This is a genomic window from Pseudomonas sp. LBUM1657 (assembly GCF_059716075.1).
Window position 1 is genome coordinate 4,678,587 of the sequence record NZ_CP166799.1, and the last position, 18,869, is coordinate 4,697,455.

Consider the following 18,869-nt stretch of genomic DNA (forward strand, 5'->3'; position numbering starts at 1 on the left):
GCTCCTAGTTCCGGTCCGCGCGCAACAGCGCAACCAACAGATAAATGAACAGCCCCACTGCCAATAGCAGTGACACCCCATCCAGAACGCTCATGGAAGTTCTCCGTGTTACGGCGTATTGCCGCGTGTGGAGTCATTGTCGGGAGGGAGGCTGTAAAGGAACGAGAGCGAGGAGTAAGGCGGGGCATAAAGAATGCGTAAAGAGTGGGTTTATGGCTTCGTTACAGCGGTGTTTGCGCGACCGCTTTCGCGAGCAGGCTCGCTCCCACAGGGGAGAAGTGTTGTTTGGGCGAACGCATTCCAAATGTGGGAGCGAGCCTGCTCGCGAAGGCGGCATAACACGCGACACTGCTCCCAACTGGCGCACAAAACACTGACATCCAGCACCGAAAATCCCCGATACGACAGCTTTCGGCGCTTTACGACGCACAAATACAAAATGGCACGCCCACTGCAAACACCCTCCCCGAGCTTTCCAAACCGTTCAGGGAGCAAACGCATGAACACACAACTCAAACCCACGCTGGGCACGCTGCACCTGTGGGGCATTGCGGTCGGGCTGGTGATTTCCGGTGAGTATTTCGGCTGGAGTTACGGCTGGGGTGTGGCGGGCACACTCGGTTTTCTGGTGACGTCCTTTATGGTCGCCACCATGTACACCTGCTTCATCTTCAGTTTCACCGAGCTGACCACCGCGATTCCCCATGCCGGCGGTCCCTTTGCCTACAGCCGCCGCGCCTTTGGCGAGAAAGGCGGATTGATCGCCGGGCTGGCCACCCTGATCGAATTCGTCTTCGCTCCACCGGCCATCGCACTGGCAATCGGTGCCTATCTCAACGTGCAGTTTCCCGCGCTCGACCCAAAACATGCGGCGGTCGGTGCGTACATTGTGTTCATGGGCCTGAACATCCTCGGGGTGAAACTGGCGGCGACCTTCGAACTGGTGGTCTGTGTGCTGGCGGTCGCTGAGCTGCTGGTGTTCATGGGCGTGGTCGCCCCGGCGTTCAGCTTCAGCAATTTCGCGCTCAATGGCTGGGCCGGTTCCGATGTGTTCGGCGCGCCGGCGATTGCCGGGATGTTCGCGGCGATTCCGTTTGCCATCTGGTTTTTCCTCGCCATCGAAGGCGCTGCCATGGCCGCCGAAGAAGCCAAGGACCCGAAACGCACGATTCCCAAGGCGTACATCAGCGGCATCCTGACCCTGGTGGTGTTGGCGATGGGCGTGATGTTTTTTGCTGGCGGCGTCGGTGACTGGCGCACCCTGTCGAACATCAACGACCCGCTGCCGCAAGCGATGAAAACCGTCGTCGGCGAAAGCTCTGGCTGGTTGCACATGCTGGTGTGGATCGGCCTGTTCGGCTTGGTGGCGAGTTTCCACGGGATCATTCTGGGCTACTCGCGACAGTTCTTCGCCCTCGCCCGCGCCGGTTACCTGCCGGCGTCCCTGGCCAAACTGTCACGCTTCCAGACGCCGCACCGGGCGATCATCGCCGGCGGCGTGATCGGCATCGCGGCGATCTACAGCGACGGTTTGATCAATCTGGGCGGCATGACACTGACCGCGGCGATGATCACCATGGCAGTATTCGGCGCCATCGTGATGTACATCATGAGCATGCTCAGCCTGTTCAAACTGCGCAAAACCGAACCGAACCTGGAACGCACTTTCCGCGCGCCGTGCTACCCGTTGGTGCCGTTCATTGCCCTGGTGCTCGCGGTGGTGTGCCTGGTAGCGATGGCCTGGTTCAACACCTTGATCGGCTTGATCTTCCTCGGCTTCATGGCGGTGGGTTTCGGCTACTTCATGCTCACCGCGCAACTGCGTGCCGATGCGCCAGCGGACGCCATGTTAACCGGGCTCTAAACAGTCGCAGTGCGGCTGCCATAACAGGCATAGAATTGAACCACTGCGAAAATAAATCGCTCAAAGTGGTATGCACGATCGATTGGCGAAACCCGCCAATCGGCCTGCCCTCAAGGAGAGCCTTATGCCCTGGTATGCCTGGTTGATTCTGGTCGTTGCGATCGGCTCGATTGTTGGTGGTTTGATGATGTTGCGCGACACCGCCCACAAGGTCGAACTGACCGAAGAGCAACGTAAGCGCGTCGCGGAACGCAACGCGGAAGCGGACGCCAAGGACGCGCAGGACCGCTAAAAGAAAACCCCCGTCATTCTCATCGAATGACGGGGGTTTGCGTTTTTACTTTTCCCAATCCGCCTTGGCAATGTGCAAGCCATGCAGCCCTTTGTATGCCGCACGCTCCGGCTGGCTCCAACCCTCCAGCAGCGAATCCTCCAACCGATAAATTTCCACCCCCAGCGGGCGACACACGCTCAATGGGTCCTGCGCATCCGGCCCCCACATCGCCAGCGAAAGATCGCCGCCCGGACAGGTCGAGAGTGCGCACAGCAGGTCGATCTCGGCAAAGAACTCCAGATAGTCACCCTTCTGTGCCGGACAGGCTTTCATGAAGTACATGTCGTCGTGGTTCAGGCCGGTGCATTGGAAAATATTCAGCACGTCATGCACGTCGAACTCGGTCAGGCCATGAGGTAACACCGCCCGCGTCAGGTTGGAGTGGCAGTGATGATGGAAGTCCTCGCCGGTAAGCATTTTGTTCACATAGGGATCACAACGCGTGCCGAGCAAATCGTGCAACCGCCCCCCATGCTCGTCGATGCCATAACCGGCCAGGCTGTCATCGGTGATGGTCACCAGCGGCCGTAAAAAAGGCAGGTTCGACCAGAGCCGGTCATGGGTGCTGACGTGCGCGCCCTGCAACTGCCGGGTCCGCGCGGCCCACAAGCGTTCACGCGGATCGTTGGCGTTCCAGACGTTGAAATCCCCGACTTGTGGCCCGACCGGCGTAGTGACTCGAAACACATGCCCGGCCGGCACGTGCCAGGCGCGACCGGTGCGGATCGGCACTTCGAATGACTCGATCAACTCACGTCCGTCCTTGGTATCGCGTACCCGCTCGTAGAAGGCTTTGTCCACCTGCAAGGCCGAGCCTTTGCTGACTTGATAAGCCGCCGGATAGTCTTTGTACATGGCACGAATCCTCGATCAGTGATGGGAAGTGGGAGCAAGGAGCTGCAACAGGAGGTGTTCGGAATCGTCGAGATACAGGCTCATGGCGTCTTCGGCCGCGCGTTTGTCACCCTCGGCCAGCAACTCGTGTATCTGCCGGTCGCGCGCCAGCCAGGGCGCCTGAAAACGTGATTCATCGGGAGCAGTGCAAAACACCAGGCGCAATTGCGCGACGACGTTGGTGAAGAACTCATCGAACAGCGGGCTGCGCAGCAACCCGACGATATGTTGATGAAAGGCCAGGCTGTGGGTGCCGACCGCGCGCCAGTCCTCGCGCTCCCGGGCCAGCTCGGTGGCCTCAAGGGCTTCAAGCATCTGGTCGGACTGATCGTCGCGCAGTGGCTGACTCGCGCTGATGGCTTGCAACTCCAGGGTGCGCCTGACCCGGAACAGATCCCGCACATCATCAACGCCCAGTCTGCGCACCATCACGCCCTTATTCCGCACATAAAGGGTCAGGCCTTCCTGCCCCAGGCGATGCAACGCTTCGCGAATCGTGTTGCGGGATGCGTTGTAGGCAGACACCAGATCGTTCTCCACCAGCGCCATGCCAGGTAGCAAACGACCGCCAATGATGTCGGCGCGCAACTCCAATGTGATGTGGTCGGCCAGGGACAGTCCGCTGTTCATGCTCATCGCCTCGTGATTGTTGAACAATCCTCAGCTGACGAGTAATCACTATTCGTGCCACTTGTTAACAGGTCTTTCTACCAAGATCGACGCATCTGCATGCTTTTTAGAAGTAGAAGTACAGTCACCATCCCATTTTCATTGGTTAATATGGCGCATCGTCGCGGAGATTCCAGATGCGTTACTCGCAGGACCACAAAGCCCAAACCCATCAACGCATTATCAAGGAGGCTTCAGCGCGCTTTCGCCGCGATGGCATTGGCGCCACCGGTCTGCAACCGCTGATGAAAGCCTTGGGCTTGACTCACGGTGGCTTCTACTCGCACTTCAAGTCCAAGGACGAACTGGTAGAGAAGGCGTTGCAAGCTGCTGGCGATCAGGTCGACATCACCTGTGCCAAGCTCTTTGCACAGGATCAACCGCTGGAGGCGTTCATCGACGCCTATCTGTCCGAATGGCACAAGACATCACCCGATGAAGGTTGCCCGCTGCCGACGATGTCATCGGAACTCGGCCTGCGCGGACAGCAGAGCCCGACCACTGACGTGGTGCTCAACGCACGGCTCAGCCAAATACAAGGCACCCTTGAAGGCGAGGACACCGCCGATCGCAGCATCGTCATCATGTCGACATTGGTCGGGGCATTGCTGCTAGCACGCAGTGTCGAGAATCCCGAGCTGGCTCAGCGGATTCTCGACGTCACTCGCGAGTTTCTCAAGCAGTCCGGGACTAACCCTGCCACCGCTTGAACAGCACGCTGGCATTCACCCCGCCAAACCCGAAGCCGTTCGACAGCGCGTACTCGATGTCCATCGGTCGCGCCTGACCGTGAACGATGTCCACACCTTGGGCGGCGGGATCCGGGTTATCGAAATTGAGGGTGGCTGGCACGATCTGATCGCGAATCGCCAACAGCGTAAAGATCGCCTCGATCCCGCCTGCTGCGCCGAGCAAATGTCCGGTGGCAGATTTGGTCGAGGTCACCGCAATCTTGTTATCCGTGCCGAACAGCGCCTTGATGGCCGCCAACTCCCCGAGATCACCCACTGGGGTCGACGTGGCGTGTGCGTTGAGATGCTGCACCTGCGCCGGCGAAATGCCCGCCTGGGCCAAAGCCAGCGACATCGCCCGTTGCGCACCGCTGCCATCTTCGGGTCCAGCGGTCAGGTGATACGCGTCGGCACTGGTGCCGTAGCCGACCAGCTCCGCCAACGGTTGGGCGCCGCGTGCCAAGGCATGCTCCAGGGATTCGATCACCAGCAGGCCTGATCCTTCGCCCATGACGAAACCATCACGATCACTGTCGAACGGCCGTGAGGCACGCTCCGGAGTGTCGTTGTAAGCGCTGGACAAGGCACGAGCCGCCGCGAACCCGGCGAGACTGACGCGATCGATCGCCGCTTCGGCGCCGCCGCACACCGCGATGTCCGCCTCGCCACAACGAATCAGCCGCGCCGCATCACCAATCGCTTGAACCCCGGCCGCACACGCAGTGACCGGTGCGCCCAACGGGCCTTTGAAACCGTGACTGATCGACACATGGCCAGCGGCGAGATTGACCAGAAACGACGGAATGGTAAACGGCGACAAACGTCGCGGGCCACGACTGTCCGTGGTGCGCACCGCATCGGCAATCGCGCCGAAGCCACCCACGCCGGAACCAATAATGGTTGCCGTGCGTTCCTGGGATTTGGCATCCAATGCCTGCCAACCCGCCTGCTCCAACGCCTGACGCGCCGCCTCCATCGCAAACACGATGAAGCGGTCCATCTTCTTCTGCTCTTTGGGCGGCGTCGCCAGGTCCGGATCGAAACCCGCCTCGGCATCGTCAGCCAGCGTCGGCACTACGCCGCCGACCCTGGCCGGTAGATCGGCAATCACCTCATCCGGCAAATTCCTTAACCCGGACCGCCCGGCCAACAGACGCGCCCACACGGCTTCGACACCGCTTCCCAGCGGAGACACCAGGCCCATGCCCGTAACAACCACTCGACGATCATTCATACCGCAATTACCTCAAACCGATTAGAAGGCGCCTCACTTGTAACGCGCGGCGGCCTTGCTTTTGGAAAGATTCGGCGCCATCACATGACGCGCCGCAACGAAGGCATCCCAGTCGGCGGCATCCGGCAACGAAGGGATGGTAATCAACTCACCCTGGTCCAGACCGGACAACGCCGCGTCGACCATTTCACCTGCATCCATGGCCATGTCCGCCGGGATCTGGTTGATATCGATACCGGCACGCTCCCAGATTTCAGTGCGCGTCACGCCAGGCAACACGGCTTGAACCTTGACACCGGTGCCATCGAGTTCAGCGTTCAACGACTGGGTGAGACTAAGAACATACGCCTTGCTCGCGGTATATGTGGCATTGAAGCGCTCGGGAAACAACGCCACCACCGAGCCGATATTGATAATCGTGCCCCGGCCTGCCTTGGCAAAACTGGCGGCCGCCGCCGATGCGAGGCGCGTAACGGTCGTGACGTTCAGTTGAATCAGCTTTTCCACCTGATCCATGTCCGCATTGGCCAACAGACCATCCAGTGAAACACCGGCGTTGTTGAGCAACAAGCTGATGCTCGAATCGCTGCGAAGGCGTTGTTCGAGTTTAAGCACGTCGTCTGTTTGAGTCAGGTCAGCCTTGAGCACCTCGACCTGAACGCCGTGCTCGGCGCGCAGGTTGCTGGCCGCCGCGTCCAGCCGCTCCTGATCACGAGCGACCAACAACAAATCAAAACCACGCGCCGCCAACCGCTCGGCGTAAATCGCACCGATACCTGAAGAAGCACCGGTGACGAGGGCCGTACCTTGGATCTGGACAGAATTCATGACTGTGCTCCTGGGAGATGCTTGCAGGAAAGACAAGCGCCTGAAACTCAGAACGCTTTGGCGAATGATTCTTTTATTATAGGCATAATCTTATCTGAATATGATAGCCGTAATCTTTACCATCTCGACGGAAGGTAAAACATCGCAGCTTCCGCCAAAAAGCAAAAAGGCCGGTCAATGACCGGCCCTCTTGGCGCTGATTTACAAGCTTAGTTCACCTCAAGCTTCTCGCGATTCTTATCCAGAATCGCTTTACCAATTCCCTTCACTTCGAGCAGCTCGTCCAAAGACGCAAACGGCCCATTACTCTCACGATACGCAACAATCGCCTTGGCCTTGGCTTCACCAACACCCGACAACTCGCGCTGCAGGGTCGGTGCATCGGCCTGATTCAGATCAACCTTGCCGGATTGAGCTTTGGGAGAAACCTCCAGAACCAGTGGAGGATTGCCAGCCTCTGGCTTCGCAGCCGGCGCAGCAATGGCAGCAATTGAGGCGCTGGTGAGCAGGGCGAAAACCAGAGAGTAGAAGTAGCCAGTACGCATAAATGACGCTCCATGACATCGATTGAGAAAGCAGCTTTTCCGAAGCTGCCTCTCAAACTTAGGCGATGGGTTGGAGCTGTCAAAAGTGTGTCTGTTACCGGATATGAAGCAATCAGGGTTCGAGGCGGCGTTGTTGGTAGATCCAGTCAACGATATCGCCGTCGGGGGTGTAGCCGCTGACGGTTTCGCGCAGGAGTTGGCGTACGCGGGTGTAATCATCCTGATCGACGGCAATCAGCAACTCCCTCAAACGGCCTTTGAGCACATCCCAGGGCAGATGATCTTCGTTGGCGCTCATGATCATCGGATGCGGGGTGGCCGACACGTTGTCGCCAATCAGCAACTCCTCATAAAGCTTTTCACCGGGACGCAGCCCGGTGAATTCGATGGAAATGTCGCCTTGCAGATTTTTCTCCGAACGAACACTCAAGCCGGACAGGTGAATCATCTTCTCTGCCAGTTCGACAATCTTCACCGGCTCGCCCATGTCCAGCACGAAGACATCACCCCCCTGCCCCATGGAACCCGCCTGGATCACCAATTGCGCGGCTTCGGGAATGGTCATGAAATAGCGGGTGATTTTCGGGTGGGTGACCGTCAACGGGCCACCGGACTTGATCTGGCTGTGGAACAGCGGAATCACCGAGCCGGAAGATCCCAGCACGTTACCGAAACGAACCATGGTGAAGCGGGTCTTGTTGACCCTGGAGACATTGGCTTTGTCACCAAACAGCACCGGAGCGATTTCATGGCTGAGGGCTTGCAGCGTCATCTCGGCCAGTCGCTTGGTACTGCCCATGACGTTAGTCGGACGTACGGCCTTATCGGTGGAGATCAGCACAAAGTTGGACACACCTGACTGCAAGGCAGCCTGAGCGGTGTTGAGCGTGCCGATAACGTTGTTCAACACGCCTTCGGCGATGTTGTGCTCGACCATGGGCACGTGCTTGTAAGCTGCGGCGTGGTAGACCGTGTCGACCCCCCAAGTCTTCATAACGTCGAGCAATTTGTCCTGATGACGGATGGAACCGAGTATCGGCAGAAGACGGACAGTCAGTGACTCCCGACAGCCACGCTGCTCCAGCTCCGACAGAATGCTGTAGAGATTGAACTCACTATGCTCGAACAGCAAAAGCGTGGTCGGACCCAGTGCAAAAATCTGCCGGCAAAGCTCGGCGCCGATCGATCCGCCGGCACCCGTGACCATGACTGTCTTACCTTTGATACAGCGCTCGAGCAGGTCCGGTTGCGCGGGTACTGAATCGCGGCCCAACAGATCGGCGATGTCCACTTCCTGAATGTCTTCGACCTTTACGCGGCCACTGGCCAGATCGGTGAAGTTTGGGACGCTCCGTATGTGAAGCGGGAAACGCTCCAACATCGTGAGAATTTCCCTACGGCGTGCCCGAGTAGAAGAAGGCAGCGCCAGGAGGATTTCCTGTGCGCCTGTTTCATCGATCATTTGTTGGATGTGTTTGGGTTTGTAGACCTGCAGCCCGGCGATCGAGCGATCGGCAATACTCGGATCGTCATCGATAAACGCTACGGGGCGCATGACCCGGCCCATGCGGAGCGCCGCGACAAGCTGATTACCGGCCATGCCTGCACCGTAAATCGCGACTTTGGTGAGGCCGTCGTCTCGATTGGTGAATGGTACGTGCTGGGCAGCAGTGAACCAGTCCCCCATAAAATACTGGCGCATGCACAATCGCAGGCCGCCAATGATGACCAGGCTGAGCCACCAATAGTTAAAGACAATGGAGCGCGGGACCACCGCTTCGTGATTGCTGTACCAATAGACAGCGACAGCCAAAATAAGCGACGAAAGGCTAACGGCTTTAATAATGGCGATGAGGGCATCATTGCCGAAATAGCGCATGACAGCGCGGTACATGCCAAAACGCACAAACAGGGGAATAGCGATAACCGGGGCACACACGAAGAGCCAAAAATGAACCTTCAAGGGGTTGTACATATCGTCCAGGCCCAGCCGTACGATGAAGGCCAACCACAAGGCAATCCAGACCAGCAGGATGTCTGTGGAGACCTGTATCAACCTTTTTCGACGCCGAGGGAGTCCTACCAGGTACGCTCTGATTTTATCCATAAGCCCTTCAAACACCTTGATTCCCTCCTTGCAGCGCCCATTAAATCTAGTAAATATGAAAGGCACTTCGCGATCACTCTAAACCTAAATGACATATTAGTTGCTGCTTAGTTCTTCGCCGACGGGCCTTCCATTTCCCCTGCGCGGAACTTTATAGCGAGCGTAAGCAATGGTGCGTAAGCCAAAGTGACTCCCAGAGCACCGTCCAGACCAAAACGTGTCACGCATACGGCTATCGGCAACAGCCAGAACACATTGATCACGCCAACAGCGATAGTCACCGGCAAATGCTTGCCGAAACGACGTGAGGCAAATTGGTAGGCATGGCTGCGATGCGCTTCATAGACCTTGTCCCCTCTCAACAAACGGCGAAGCAGTGTAAACGTTGCATCGACAATGAATACCCCCAGCAAAATCAACCAGGCCCACAGCATCGGTGCACTGACCCACGCCGCCTGCAGAGAAAGACCACCCAGTACAATGCCGAGAAATCCACTGCCGGCATCCCCCATGAAAATCTTCGCGGGTGGGAAATTCCAGAACAGGAAGCCTGCGACTGAAGCAGCGAGCAACAACGGTCCCCACATCAGATTGTCGAGGCCTGCCAACCAGTAAAGCAGACAGGCGCCCAGACAGGCACAAACGGCCTCCACACTGGCAATGCCATCGATTCCGTCCATGAAGTTGTAGAGATTGAGTAACCACACCAGATAAAAAGCTGTCAGTACGTGACCTGTCCAGCCTAAATTGATATCGAAGCCGAATAGCTCAATGGGAGGCAATCCCCCCATCCAGACCAGAAGCCAGGCTGCCGCGGTAAAATGACCGAGCAAACGCCAGCGTGCGGCGATATGTCCGTGGTCGTCCATAAAGCCAATCAACGCTATCGAGACACCTGCCCCGGCAATCGCGAAAAAAATCGAAGGGGAAATCAATCCCGCGGCGTACAAAAAACCTAGCGACAGGATAAAAGCCACGACAATCGCGACACCGCCGCCACGTGGTGTTGCAACGACATGGGAACTACGGGCGTTCGGAACGTCCATCAGACTTCGAGAAATTGCATACTTGCGTAACGTAGACGTCAGCAAAAAGGAGATACCGACAGCCACCGGAATGAACCACGCATATTTCATTATTGGCGAGACTCCAGAAAATGCTTCGCCGTCGATTTCAATCCATCATCCAGACTTGCCGGTGGACGCCAGCCCAGAACTTCGTGGTTTTTCTGGATATTGACCTGCAATGAGCCGAAAAGCCGTTGCGCAGTTGCGCTTTGGCCCAACATGCCGGCCAGGAAACTCAGCACTCCGGCAGGAATGGGTACGAGCCACGTTCTTACACCCAAATGCGCGACAAGACGCTTCATTAGCTGGGTCGTTGAAACATCTTCATCGTCACTTACCAGGAAGACCTGATTCGCAGCGCGGGGGTGATCGAGACACGTTTTGACCAGATCCACGACATTGTCCAGTGAGACTAGACTTCGACTATTAGCCACGGCCCCGAACGGCAACGGAATGCCCTTCACCAGCCAGCGCATCATCTGCTGAAAATTTGCGCCTACACCTGGACCATAAATAAGCACTGGGCGGATGATGACAACCTCAATCACTCCCGTATTGGCGAGTTGCATGAGTTGTTGTTCTGCTTCGTATTTTGAGATGGCGTAAGAATCCGAAGGAAGAGGAATATCATCAGCAGAAAATGCATGACCTGGCGTAGTCATTTCCCCATTAACTTTTATAGAGCTAATAAAAATAAATCTTTTAACACCGGCCTGAATTGCTTGGCGCGCAAGATTAAGTGTCCCCTCAACATTCACAGAGCGAAATTTTTCCAGCGATTGGGCCGAGTTCTTCTGCATGACGTGTACTCGAGCCGCAGAATGCACAACCACATCGACTCCAGCGAAAGACTGAGTCCAGTCAGTGGCTTGATCTATATTTGATATATAAGTCTTTTCTACCTTATCGGGCAACTTGCTATTCAAGTTCCTGAGCGGAGCAACAACTAATGTATCGGTTAAAGTGCAGAAATGCTTTACCAGAGCATTTCCCAAAAAACCCGTCGCACCGGTCACAAGTATTTTTTTTGACATTTCAAACCGATTCAAAAAATAGATAGCAATGGAATAATCTATCATGAAAAGGCGTCATTTTGAGTGCTGAATTTGTGTGTTGGGAGCCACCTCCCCCCAGACCCACCGGCTTCTGGTTCCCTGCCTGTGGATTAAAAGCCCGTTGGTTCAAGACTAATTGCCATCACACAGGTTGGAGCAAACTCCCGGGAGAGATAGAATCCCCCCAATTTTGACGGAAAGCGCTGGTAGTGCCTGGAACGCCTCGCCGTGATGGGTGGCTTCAGCAAGTGATTCAAAATCAAATAATTTTAGCGGGCTACGCCTCGAAGGGAGTACATCGATGCAGCAAATCAACAATCTCAGCGCGAAAATCGCTAAATATCGAGATCAGATCAATGCATCTATTCAGCGCGTGGTGTCCAGCGGATGGGTCGTCCTGGGACCAGAGGTCAAGCGATTTGAAGCATCCTTTGCCGACTACCTGGGCGCTGGCCACTGCGTATCTGTAGCCAATGGCACCGACGCAATTGAACTGGCCCTCAAGGCGCTGGGGGTTGTAAAAGGCGAGACCGTGGCCACGGTTGCCAATGCTGGCATGTACACAACCACTTCTGTTTTGTCCATCGGTGCCGTACCCACCTTCATGGATGTCGACCTTGAAACACAGGTCGTGACGCTTGCGGAAGTGAAACGTGCCGTTGAATCTGGTGCCAAAGCCGTCGTCGTGACGCACCTTTACGGCTTAGCCATACCAGAGATCCAGGAAATTGCCGCTTACTGTGCGGAAAAAGGTATTCCACTCTTGGAAGATTGCGCACAAGCTCACGGAGCCAGCATGCATGGCAAACGTGTAGGCACATTTGGAGATGCTTCCAGCTTTAGCTTCTACCCTACAAAGAATCTCGGTGCGCTTGGCGACGGCGGAGCAGTAGTGACCAACTCCGCTGAAACTGCGCAACGAGTTGCACAACTACGTCAATACGGGTGGTCCTCCAAATATTGCGTGGAGTTGGCCGGCGCCAGAAACAGCCGCTTGGACGAAATGCAAGCCGCCATTCTCTCCGAATTCCTGCCCCACCTCGATCAGGGCAATGCGCGACGCAATGAGATCGCCGAACGTTACCGCAACGAAATCAATCAACCCGGCATCATTCATCCGCAAGGGAAAAGTGATGCCTGGGTCGCTCATCTCTATGTCATCAAGAGCCAGAATCGGGATTCCCTGCAGCAACATCTTCGTGGCCTGGATATCGCCTCTGAGGTTCACTATCCGATTCCTGACTACAAACAACCAGTCTTTAAGAACGTCCACGCCGACTACCACTTGGCTAACACCGAACGTTTGGCAAAAGAGATTTTGACATTGCCCTGCTATCCAGAAATGGAAGAGGATGAAGTCAGCGCAGTGATCAAGGCAGTCAATGGATGGGCTGCATGAAATACTCGATCATCATCCCGGTCTACAAAAACGCAGAATCCATTCCACGTTTGATTCAGGCCCTTGGTGAAATCAACGAGAGCCTGAATAACGAGGTAGAAGCGGTTTTTGTCGTCGATGGCAGCCCGGATGCATCGTTTGAGTTGATTCAAAAAGAACTGCCAAACCTACCGTTTGCAGCGCAGTTACTTGCCCATTCGAGGAACTTCGGTTCATTCCCGGCGATTCGAACAGGTCTGATGGCAGCGACCGGAGAATACTTCGGCGTCATGGCTGCAGACCTGCAGGAGCCGCCGGAACTGCTGATAAGCTTCTTTCAGTCACTTTCAAATGATGAATGTGATGTTGCCATTGGTACGCGCAACGCCCGAAAGGACCCCTTTTTCAGCCGAGTGGCCTCTTCAATGTTCTGGGGTCTCTACCGAAAGCTGGTCGTTCACGATATGCCCAAGGGTGGCGTCGACATCTTTGGCTGCAACAACGCGTTCAAAGAGCAACTTTTGAAGCTTGAAGAGTCTCGCTCTTCTTTGATCGCACTAATATTCTGGCTCGGCTTCAGAAGGAAATTCGTCGATTACGACCGCCAGGTTCGCCAGGAAGGCAAGTCGGCCTGGACGTTCAAGAAGAAGCTGGAATATATGATGGACAGCATCTTCGCCTTCACCGATTACCCTATTCGACTATTGATAAAAATGGGCGCAATTGGCTCATTGGTGTCAGCTGCAATAGGCCTGCTGGTCATCATTGCGCGAATTCACGGCGCCATCGCCGTACCAGGTTATGCCGCCACCATGGTCGTGGTCTTGCTGCTGGGCACTTTGAACCTATTGGGTCTGGGCCTTGTAGGCACCTATGCCTGGCGGGCATATGAAAATACCAAACAGCGACCGTTGGCAGTCGTGAGCATACAGCTGAACAATCAGGAGCAATCCCGTCATGTCTAATCCAACCATCCATCCTAGTTCAGATGTCAAAAGTACCAAGATCGGTCAAAACACTCGTGTCTGGCAGTACGTTGTTATTTTTCCTGAAGCTGTAATTGGTTCGGATGTAAACATTTGCTCCCACTGCTTGATTGAAAATGATGTCGTAATCGGCGATAGAACAACGATCAAGTCTGGTGTTTATGTTTGGGATGGACTGCGAATTGGTAATGATGTGTTCGTAGGTCCGAACGTCACGTTCACCAATGACAAATTTCCTCGTTCAAAGGTCTACCCAGAAACGTTTTTGCCAACGGTAATACATGACAAAGCCTCGATCGGCGGTGGTGCCGTCATCCTCCCTGGCGTCACCATCGGTATGGGAGCAATGGTTGGAGCGGGTGCGGTGGTTACCAAATCCGTGCCTCCATATGCCATCGTGACAGGCTCACCGGCGAGAATTACCGGATACGTAGAGAATTCCGCGGCAAGTGACATCAGCGATAAACCGAAAATCGTTGAAGATACGAAGTCGCAGGAAGGAATCACAAAGATTGGAGTGGGCGATGTCACCACACACAACTTCAAATTCGTCGCAGACATGCGGGGAGATTTGTCGGTAGGGGAATTCGAGAAGGAAATCCCTTTTGTTCCAAAGCGCTATTTTCTGGTGTTTAACGTACCCAGCCAAAAAACCCGCGGCGAACACGCTCATCATAAATGCCATCAGTTCCTTATCTGCGTCAAAGGAAGTTGTGCCGTCGTGGTAGATGACGGTCTAAGCCGCGCGGAAGTAATGCTCGACGCTCCAAACAAAGGCATTTATTTGCCGCCTTTGATATGGGGGATTCAGTACAAGTACTCAGAAGATGCAGTGCTGCTGGTGTTCACTTCAGATTACTATGACGCGGCCGACTACATTCGGGATTATTCAGACTTTATAAAAATCACAGGTTCGAAAAACTAGTGGGCATTACCGTTACAAAAGAAAACATACGTCGATGGGTTTCGTTCCTAGTGGGCGGGTGTTTAAACACCCTCCTGACCTATGGAATCTATTTATTGCTGAACATGTACATGAGCTATCAAAAGTCTTATGTGATTGCCTACATAAGCGGAATAATTTTCTCATACCTGTTTAACGCACAAGTTGTTTTCAATGTAAAAAAATCATGGAAAGGGTTGATGGCTTACCCCTTAGTTTATTTACTCCAGTATGGATTAGGCGCCCTATTGCTTAGCCTTATGGTGGAGAAATTAGGGATACCTGAAGAATTAGCCCCGCTTTTGATCATTGTCCTGCTTCTGCCTGTGACCTACTTGCTGAGCAAAACAATACTTAAAGCCACAGATCAGCCCAAGACAGGAATGGATCAGTAGAGCCAAATGACAAACATGATAGAGCAACCCTTATCTCAACAGTTTTCCCAGTCGCATTCTCGCGCTGCGGTGAAATGTTGGATATCGCACATCCTGCCAGTTGCAATTTTGGTCTTGGCGCTGTGGATACCCTACGGATTTTCTCTAATCGGTTTAATTGAAGAATGGGGATTGTTAGGGGCGTTTACAACTAATGGACTCTTCTTCATAACTGACACTTCCAGTCCTCTAGCGGCACATGCGCTACGCCCATTGACCATCCTTCCTCAAGCTATAGCTTATTATTTAGACCCCTATTCGTTTAAGTACTGGAATATACTACTTGCCCTCTCACTATGCGTAAAAGGTTCAAGTCTGAGCTACATAACTAGCTATATTACTGGCTCGTTAAAGTGGGGAATTATCGCAGGCCTGCTAATTATTGTATATCCAGCGGATACAATGCAGTTATCGTTCAGAGCGCTTCACATAAACTGGGCATTGAGTTCCTTACTGCTCGGAACCGCGATATTCATTGCTGCCCTGCAAGCAAAATCGAAGGTTCTGCCTTATTTACTGAGCATCGTATCAGCAGTGCTATTGCTGGCCGCATGTGCAATGTATGAAGCTTCCCTGCTGCTTACAGTACTGCCGCTTTTAGCAATACTTATAAAATCGGATCTAAAGCCAGCTGTTTCCCAATTGCGCCAGCAACTATGGAAACATCTAATTTGGCTTATGGGCGCCTCTACCTATATCGCATATGTCATCCACACCGCGCCACTAGTCAACAGCTATCAGAGTGGTATTGCTGGCAGCACCAGCATTATTACCACTCTCATGCATTCTCTTCCGAATTTATTCTCGATAGGCTTGCTGAGAACGGTATGGGGGGGGTGGTATGATGCAGCCAGTATAACCGTAGTGGAATTCAATACATATTGGTACGCCATAAGCGTAATGCTTGTAATATCCATCACCTTTATTCTGCTGCTTTCCAATTCCAAAAAAATAAAACCCGCAGATACAATAATCTCGATGAAGATTCCCATCAGATTTTTGATCATGGGAATCCTGTTAGCACTTTTAGGGTATGCCCCTTTTCTGCTCTCTACATCGCACCAAGCGATAAGCCAACGTACCTTCTTGTTTGCGTCACCTGGCGGGGTATTTGTGACGCTCGCCGTACTTATAGGCATCGCCAAAGTCAGCAGGAATCTGGCAACACTTTGCGCAGCCCTATTACTATTTATCGGACTATCAACCCAGCTATATCAATTTCACCACTACGTAAAAATATCGGACAGACAACGAAACATTGTGAAAAATATTGTCGACAATTTCGATGGTCAAATTAACAACAAAACACTTGTAATAATTGATAAGACAAACCAACTGAATAATACATGGATATTTATCAACGAAAACTTACAAGCGACTCTTAACTATATTTACGGGCATCCATTTAATAGCATAGAGGTATGCCGCGAAGATGGCAACGAATGGCAGCACGTCGACAGCGTTGGCCGAAAGGGGACATGTGAAGAAACAGCTGACGAATGGATTTTCCATTATCCGACACCAATAAGTGGTCCAGGCTTTGAACCAACCAAGCAATCACAAGATAAAAAACTGGCCAAATCTGAAGTCGTCGCCATTACAGTAAATCCAGATGAAGAGTCCATAGCCAGTCCAAACCAAGTGCAGATGTTGCGCAGTGAACAAAACCGCACAGGGGCCATCTATCGTGGTTTTATTAAAAAACCGGACTATCACAATCTTCTGATTGGATTCACTGACCAGAAATCCAGTGAGCACTACTTCTGGGGATTCGGTAACTGGTGGAGTATGGAGTTACCGATAGCAGGCTCCGGATGGCGCGAAGCCGAATGGACCGTTAACAAATTTGAGCATAATGCTGCAGCGTGGAAAACCAATAAACAAGCGTACCTTGACTTTAAGTTCGTACCTTCATCAGAGCGATATCTTCTGAAAGGACAGTTCGATACAATCGTCAATCCATCTATAAAAGCCAGCATGAAAATTGAAATAAATGGCATCAATATTCCATTTCAATGGAACGACGCCAATCAATTTGAATCCGAACTCGCCAAAAATCAACTTAGAGACGGAATGAATACTATTGCTTTCATTAGTGACGTTGACGAAAATTACTATGGCTTCGCCGGAAGACTAGATTGGGTTGAAATAAAAAAATATCATCTACAAAATCAATAAAACACTATATCAGCATTGACTAACAACTCTGGGCAAGCGCCCAAAGTTCAGGATCAGAGAAGGATCACCTATGCAAATATTGTCAACAGTAGAGAGCAAATCCCTACTCTATTCACTACTAGAGAGCAAACCCAAGCTCTATTCTTTCTTCGTAGTATTTTTGATATTGTTCGTAGCTCACCAATTTTTTGGCATTGTTGAATTCCCCTACGACTCGTCAACCTATTGGAATCTAAGCACTCCCGCCTTCATCGCAAACTTTCCCGATATTGTTCGAGGCTACGTCTACGCTTACCTGCTATTTCCGATACACTTTTTAACCGACGCAATAAATGACACCGGCCGTATTATATTCAGGATCAGTACATCGGCTATCTACGCCTATCTTTTGACAGGCCCTGTAGCTAACTTTTTCCTGCAGTGCTTCGGTGGTCGCCTTAATGTAATACGCCGAATTTTATTTGCATTGCTTGTAATTGCTGTTTTCCCCGGATTATTCCTCTATCCGCTGTCTGATATACCCGCCGCATTAGCCCTAATAATTGCGATTTCATTCGCGGACAGTGCGAAACGAAAGTACTGGCTAGCATTTCTGTTTTTTTCCGGCGCGGCAGCTAGCGCGGCTTATAACATCCGAACCATTTACCTCTTCGCCTTTATTGCGTTGCTGTTTATCATTCCATTTGTTTTCCTGCGGAGCAAATCATGGAGCGCTCGCGGATTTGGTTTGGTCGCATTTATTCTGGGAGCATTCGTTGTCGCTTTGCCGCAAATGGCAATTAATAAACGCATTCATGACGTCGCCACTCCGTTAGTGTTTGCTACGGTCAAAGGTAAATCTCTGATGGCGACGCAGTTGTATTGGGGAATAACGATACAACGCTATGAAACCTATAATGGGGGAGACACCCCCGCACCTAGCCTCTACTACAGGGACCCCGCCGGAATTGTCTTGCGCTCATTAGATGAATCGCTATTCACGGACGATCCGACTATTGGCGGTTACATTGCACTAGTTGCGAAACACCCAGTTCAGTTTCTTGGCATCTACGGAAGACACTTTATTAATGGTATTGATGTTCGCGATGGGTTGGTTTACGTCACAAAGCCTTCAATCAACAAAAGTGTCGTCGCATTCCTCTGCTACAGTCTGTTCTTTTTTGGCGCGCTGATTTTTTGCACAAGACGAAAACCTCGATGGATTGAAGTCGCTTATCTCGCCCCCCTGCTGATCCCTGTGCTCGCGATTCTTCCAGGAGCAGTCGAAACCCGATTCTTCATGCCTCTCTATGTTGTTTTGTTTGGTGCCATCGCAACGCAATTTGAATGGTCAGGCTTTTTAGAGCTTCTAAAGAAGCACTGGTTGCCGATCCTAGCTGCTTATACTTTGCTCGCCGCCTCGTTTCTGGCTGTAACCACTGCAGCCATGGCCTGCGTATCGTATAGTCTGCCTTAATTATTAAAGGTATTAGCTGTACTGTGAGAGATCTCAACAGTACGGCTTTTTTTATGAAGCTTTGTTCAATCGAGCATCGATCACGTCTTAGCCCTCCATCGCCGTTGGCGCGATTTGCTGCATTGATCACATGTCAGTGAAGATTACCGCATTGTGACTGCCTACC

Annotated in this window: 18 protein-coding genes; 9 read left to right on the forward strand and 9 right to left on the reverse strand. The window is 52.9% G+C overall.

What is annotated here, in order from left to right; all coding sequences use genetic code 11:
- Positions 1-4 precede the first annotated feature (4 nt).
- Complete coding sequence (gene kdpF, locus ACA055_RS21545; protein WP_007899818.1) at positions 5-94, reverse strand: K(+)-transporting ATPase subunit F; 90 nt, start codon at positions 92-94, stop codon at positions 5-7.
- A 405-nt stretch (positions 95-499) separates the two neighbouring features.
- Here kdpF and eat point away from each other — a divergent pair, with 405 nt between their 5' ends.
- On the forward strand, positions 500-1,864 hold the full coding sequence (gene eat / locus ACA055_RS21550) for an ethanolamine permease (RefSeq protein WP_497680487.1): 1,365 nt from the start codon (positions 500-502) through the stop codon (positions 1,862-1,864).
- A 124-nt stretch (positions 1,865-1,988) separates the two neighbouring features.
- Positions 1,989-2,156, forward strand: a complete 168-nt coding sequence (locus ACA055_RS21555) for a DUF2897 family protein (RefSeq protein ID WP_497680488.1) — start codon at positions 1,989-1,991, stop codon at positions 2,154-2,156.
- A gap of 45 nt (positions 2,157-2,201) precedes the next feature.
- Here ACA055_RS21555 and ACA055_RS21560 read toward each other — a convergent pair whose 3' ends face one another.
- Both ACA055_RS21560 and ACA055_RS21565 read right to left on the reverse strand, forming a co-directional pair.
- A complete protein-coding gene (locus tag ACA055_RS21560; RefSeq protein ID WP_497680489.1) occupies positions 2,202-3,053 on the reverse strand; it encodes an urea carboxylase-associated family protein in 852 nt (283 codons plus the stop codon).
- Positions 3,054-3,068: 15 nt separating this feature from the next.
- Positions 3,069-3,722: a GntR family transcriptional regulator gene (locus ACA055_RS21565; protein WP_497680490.1), complete on the reverse strand. Its 654-nt coding sequence runs from the start codon at positions 3,720-3,722 to the stop codon at positions 3,069-3,071.
- Between the two features lie 176 nt (positions 3,723-3,898).
- On the opposite strand from ACA055_RS21565, the gene ACA055_RS21570 reads away from it, so the two are divergent.
- The gene (locus tag ACA055_RS21570) at positions 3,899-4,471 is read left to right on the forward strand and encodes a TetR/AcrR family transcriptional regulator (RefSeq protein WP_497680491.1); all 573 of its coding nucleotides are present in this window, start codon (positions 3,899-3,901) and stop codon (positions 4,469-4,471) included.
- Here the strand turns inward: ACA055_RS21570 and fabF are convergent.
- The 6 genes from fabF to ACA055_RS21600 all read right to left on the reverse strand — a co-directional run bounded on the left by fabF (position 4,452) and on the right by ACA055_RS21600 (position 11,352).
- Positions 4,452-5,726 carry a beta-ketoacyl-ACP synthase II gene (fabF, locus tag ACA055_RS21575; RefSeq protein ID WP_497680492.1) on the reverse strand — a complete coding sequence of 425 codons (1,275 nt, stop codon included), beginning with the start codon at positions 5,724-5,726 and terminating at the stop codon, positions 4,452-4,454. The genes ACA055_RS21570 and fabF overlap by 20 nt on opposite strands.
- 33 nt (positions 5,727-5,759) lie before the next feature.
- Positions 5,760-6,554, reverse strand: a complete 795-nt coding sequence (locus tag ACA055_RS21580; protein WP_497680493.1) for an SDR family NAD(P)-dependent oxidoreductase — start codon at positions 6,552-6,554, stop codon at positions 5,760-5,762.
- Between the two features lie 209 nt (positions 6,555-6,763).
- Entirely contained in the window at positions 6,764-7,099 is a 336-nt protein-coding gene (locus tag ACA055_RS21585; RefSeq protein ID WP_497680494.1) for a ComEA family DNA-binding protein, read from the reverse strand.
- Positions 7,100-7,211: 112 nt separating this feature from the next.
- Positions 7,212-9,206 (reverse strand): polysaccharide biosynthesis protein, encoded by a 1,995-nt coding sequence (locus ACA055_RS21590; RefSeq protein WP_497680495.1) that lies wholly within the window; start codon positions 9,204-9,206, stop codon positions 7,212-7,214.
- Between the two features lie 107 nt (positions 9,207-9,313).
- Positions 9,314-10,342 (reverse strand): MraY family glycosyltransferase, encoded by a 1,029-nt coding sequence (locus tag ACA055_RS21595; protein ID WP_497680496.1) that lies wholly within the window; start codon positions 10,340-10,342, stop codon positions 9,314-9,316.
- Positions 10,342-11,352, reverse strand: coding sequence for a UDP-glucose 4-epimerase family protein (locus tag ACA055_RS21600; protein ID WP_497680497.1), 1,011 nt, complete (start codon positions 11,350-11,352; stop codon positions 10,342-10,344). Before ACA055_RS21600 ends, ACA055_RS21595 begins: the two co-directional genes overlap by 1 nt.
- Positions 11,353-11,629: 277 nt before the next feature.
- On the opposite strand from ACA055_RS21600, the gene ACA055_RS21605 reads away from it, so the two are divergent.
- From ACA055_RS21605 to ACA055_RS21630, 6 genes are all read left to right on the forward strand, one after another.
- Positions 11,630-12,727 carry a DegT/DnrJ/EryC1/StrS family aminotransferase gene (locus ACA055_RS21605; RefSeq protein WP_497680498.1) on the forward strand — a complete coding sequence of 366 codons (1,098 nt, stop codon included), beginning with the start codon at positions 11,630-11,632 and terminating at the stop codon, positions 12,725-12,727.
- A complete protein-coding gene (locus ACA055_RS21610) occupies positions 12,724-13,671 on the forward strand; it encodes a glycosyltransferase family 2 protein (protein ID WP_497680499.1) in 948 nt (315 codons plus the stop codon). The genes ACA055_RS21605 and ACA055_RS21610 overlap by 4 nt, the downstream gene beginning before the upstream one ends.
- Positions 13,664-14,617: a WxcM-like domain-containing protein gene (locus ACA055_RS21615; protein ID WP_497680500.1), complete on the forward strand. Its 954-nt coding sequence runs from the start codon at positions 13,664-13,666 to the stop codon at positions 14,615-14,617. Before ACA055_RS21610 ends, ACA055_RS21615 begins: the two co-directional genes overlap by 8 nt.
- 50 nt (positions 14,618-14,667) lie before the next feature.
- Positions 14,668-15,030, forward strand: a complete 363-nt coding sequence (locus ACA055_RS21620) for a GtrA family protein (protein ID WP_497684462.1) — start codon at positions 14,668-14,670, stop codon at positions 15,028-15,030.
- 6 nt (positions 15,031-15,036) lie between these two features.
- A complete protein-coding gene (locus ACA055_RS21625; protein ID WP_497680501.1) occupies positions 15,037-17,247 on the forward strand; it encodes a hypothetical protein in 2,211 nt (736 codons plus the stop codon).
- 70 nt (positions 17,248-17,317) lie between these two features.
- Entirely contained in the window at positions 17,318-18,703 is a 1,386-nt protein-coding gene (locus ACA055_RS21630) for a hypothetical protein (protein ID WP_497680502.1), read from the forward strand.
- Positions 18,704-18,869 lie beyond the last annotated feature (166 nt).

What these genes read in the sequence shown, in the direction of transcription:
- ACA055_RS21630 (WP_497680502.1), top strand. Translation starts at nt 17,318, where the DNA reads ATGCAAATATTGTCAACAGTAGAGAGCAAATCCCTACTCTATTCACTA.
- ACA055_RS21565 (WP_497680490.1), bottom strand. Translation starts at nt 3,722, where the DNA reads ATGAACAGCGGACTGTCCCTGGCCGACCACATCACATTGGAGTTGCGC.
- ACA055_RS21560 (WP_497680489.1), bottom strand. Translation starts at nt 3,053, where the DNA reads ATGTACAAAGACTATCCGGCGGCTTATCAAGTCAGCAAAGGCTCGGCC.
- ACA055_RS21595 (WP_497680496.1), bottom strand. Translation starts at nt 10,342, where the DNA reads ATGAAATATGCGTGGTTCATTCCGGTGGCTGTCGGTATCTCCTTTTTG.
- ACA055_RS21600 (WP_497680497.1), bottom strand. Translation starts at nt 11,352, where the DNA reads ATGATAGATTATTCCATTGCTATCTATTTTTTGAATCGGTTTGAAATG.
- ACA055_RS21585 (WP_497680494.1), bottom strand. Translation starts at nt 7,099, where the DNA reads ATGCGTACTGGCTACTTCTACTCTCTGGTTTTCGCCCTGCTCACCAGC.
- ACA055_RS21610 (WP_497680499.1), top strand. Translation starts at nt 12,724, where the DNA reads ATGAAATACTCGATCATCATCCCGGTCTACAAAAACGCAGAATCCATT.
- ACA055_RS21555 (WP_497680488.1), top strand. Translation starts at nt 1,989, where the DNA reads ATGCCCTGGTATGCCTGGTTGATTCTGGTCGTTGCGATCGGCTCGATT.
- fabF (WP_497680492.1), bottom strand. Translation starts at nt 5,726, where the DNA reads ATGAATGATCGTCGAGTGGTTGTTACGGGCATGGGCCTGGTGTCTCCG.
- ACA055_RS21625 (WP_497680501.1), top strand. Translation starts at nt 15,037, where the DNA reads ATGACAAACATGATAGAGCAACCCTTATCTCAACAGTTTTCCCAGTCG.
- kdpF (WP_007899818.1), bottom strand. Translation starts at nt 94, where the DNA reads ATGAGCGTTCTGGATGGGGTGTCACTGCTATTGGCAGTGGGGCTGTTC.
- ACA055_RS21615 (WP_497680500.1), top strand. Translation starts at nt 13,664, where the DNA reads ATGTCTAATCCAACCATCCATCCTAGTTCAGATGTCAAAAGTACCAAG.
- eat (WP_497680487.1), top strand. Translation starts at nt 500, where the DNA reads ATGAACACACAACTCAAACCCACGCTGGGCACGCTGCACCTGTGGGGC.
- ACA055_RS21570 (WP_497680491.1), top strand. Translation starts at nt 3,899, where the DNA reads ATGCGTTACTCGCAGGACCACAAAGCCCAAACCCATCAACGCATTATC.
- ACA055_RS21605 (WP_497680498.1), top strand. Translation starts at nt 11,630, where the DNA reads ATGCAGCAAATCAACAATCTCAGCGCGAAAATCGCTAAATATCGAGAT.
- ACA055_RS21590 (WP_497680495.1), bottom strand. Translation starts at nt 9,206, where the DNA reads ATGGATAAAATCAGAGCGTACCTGGTAGGACTCCCTCGGCGTCGAAAA.
- ACA055_RS21580 (WP_497680493.1), bottom strand. Translation starts at nt 6,554, where the DNA reads ATGAATTCTGTCCAGATCCAAGGTACGGCCCTCGTCACCGGTGCTTCT.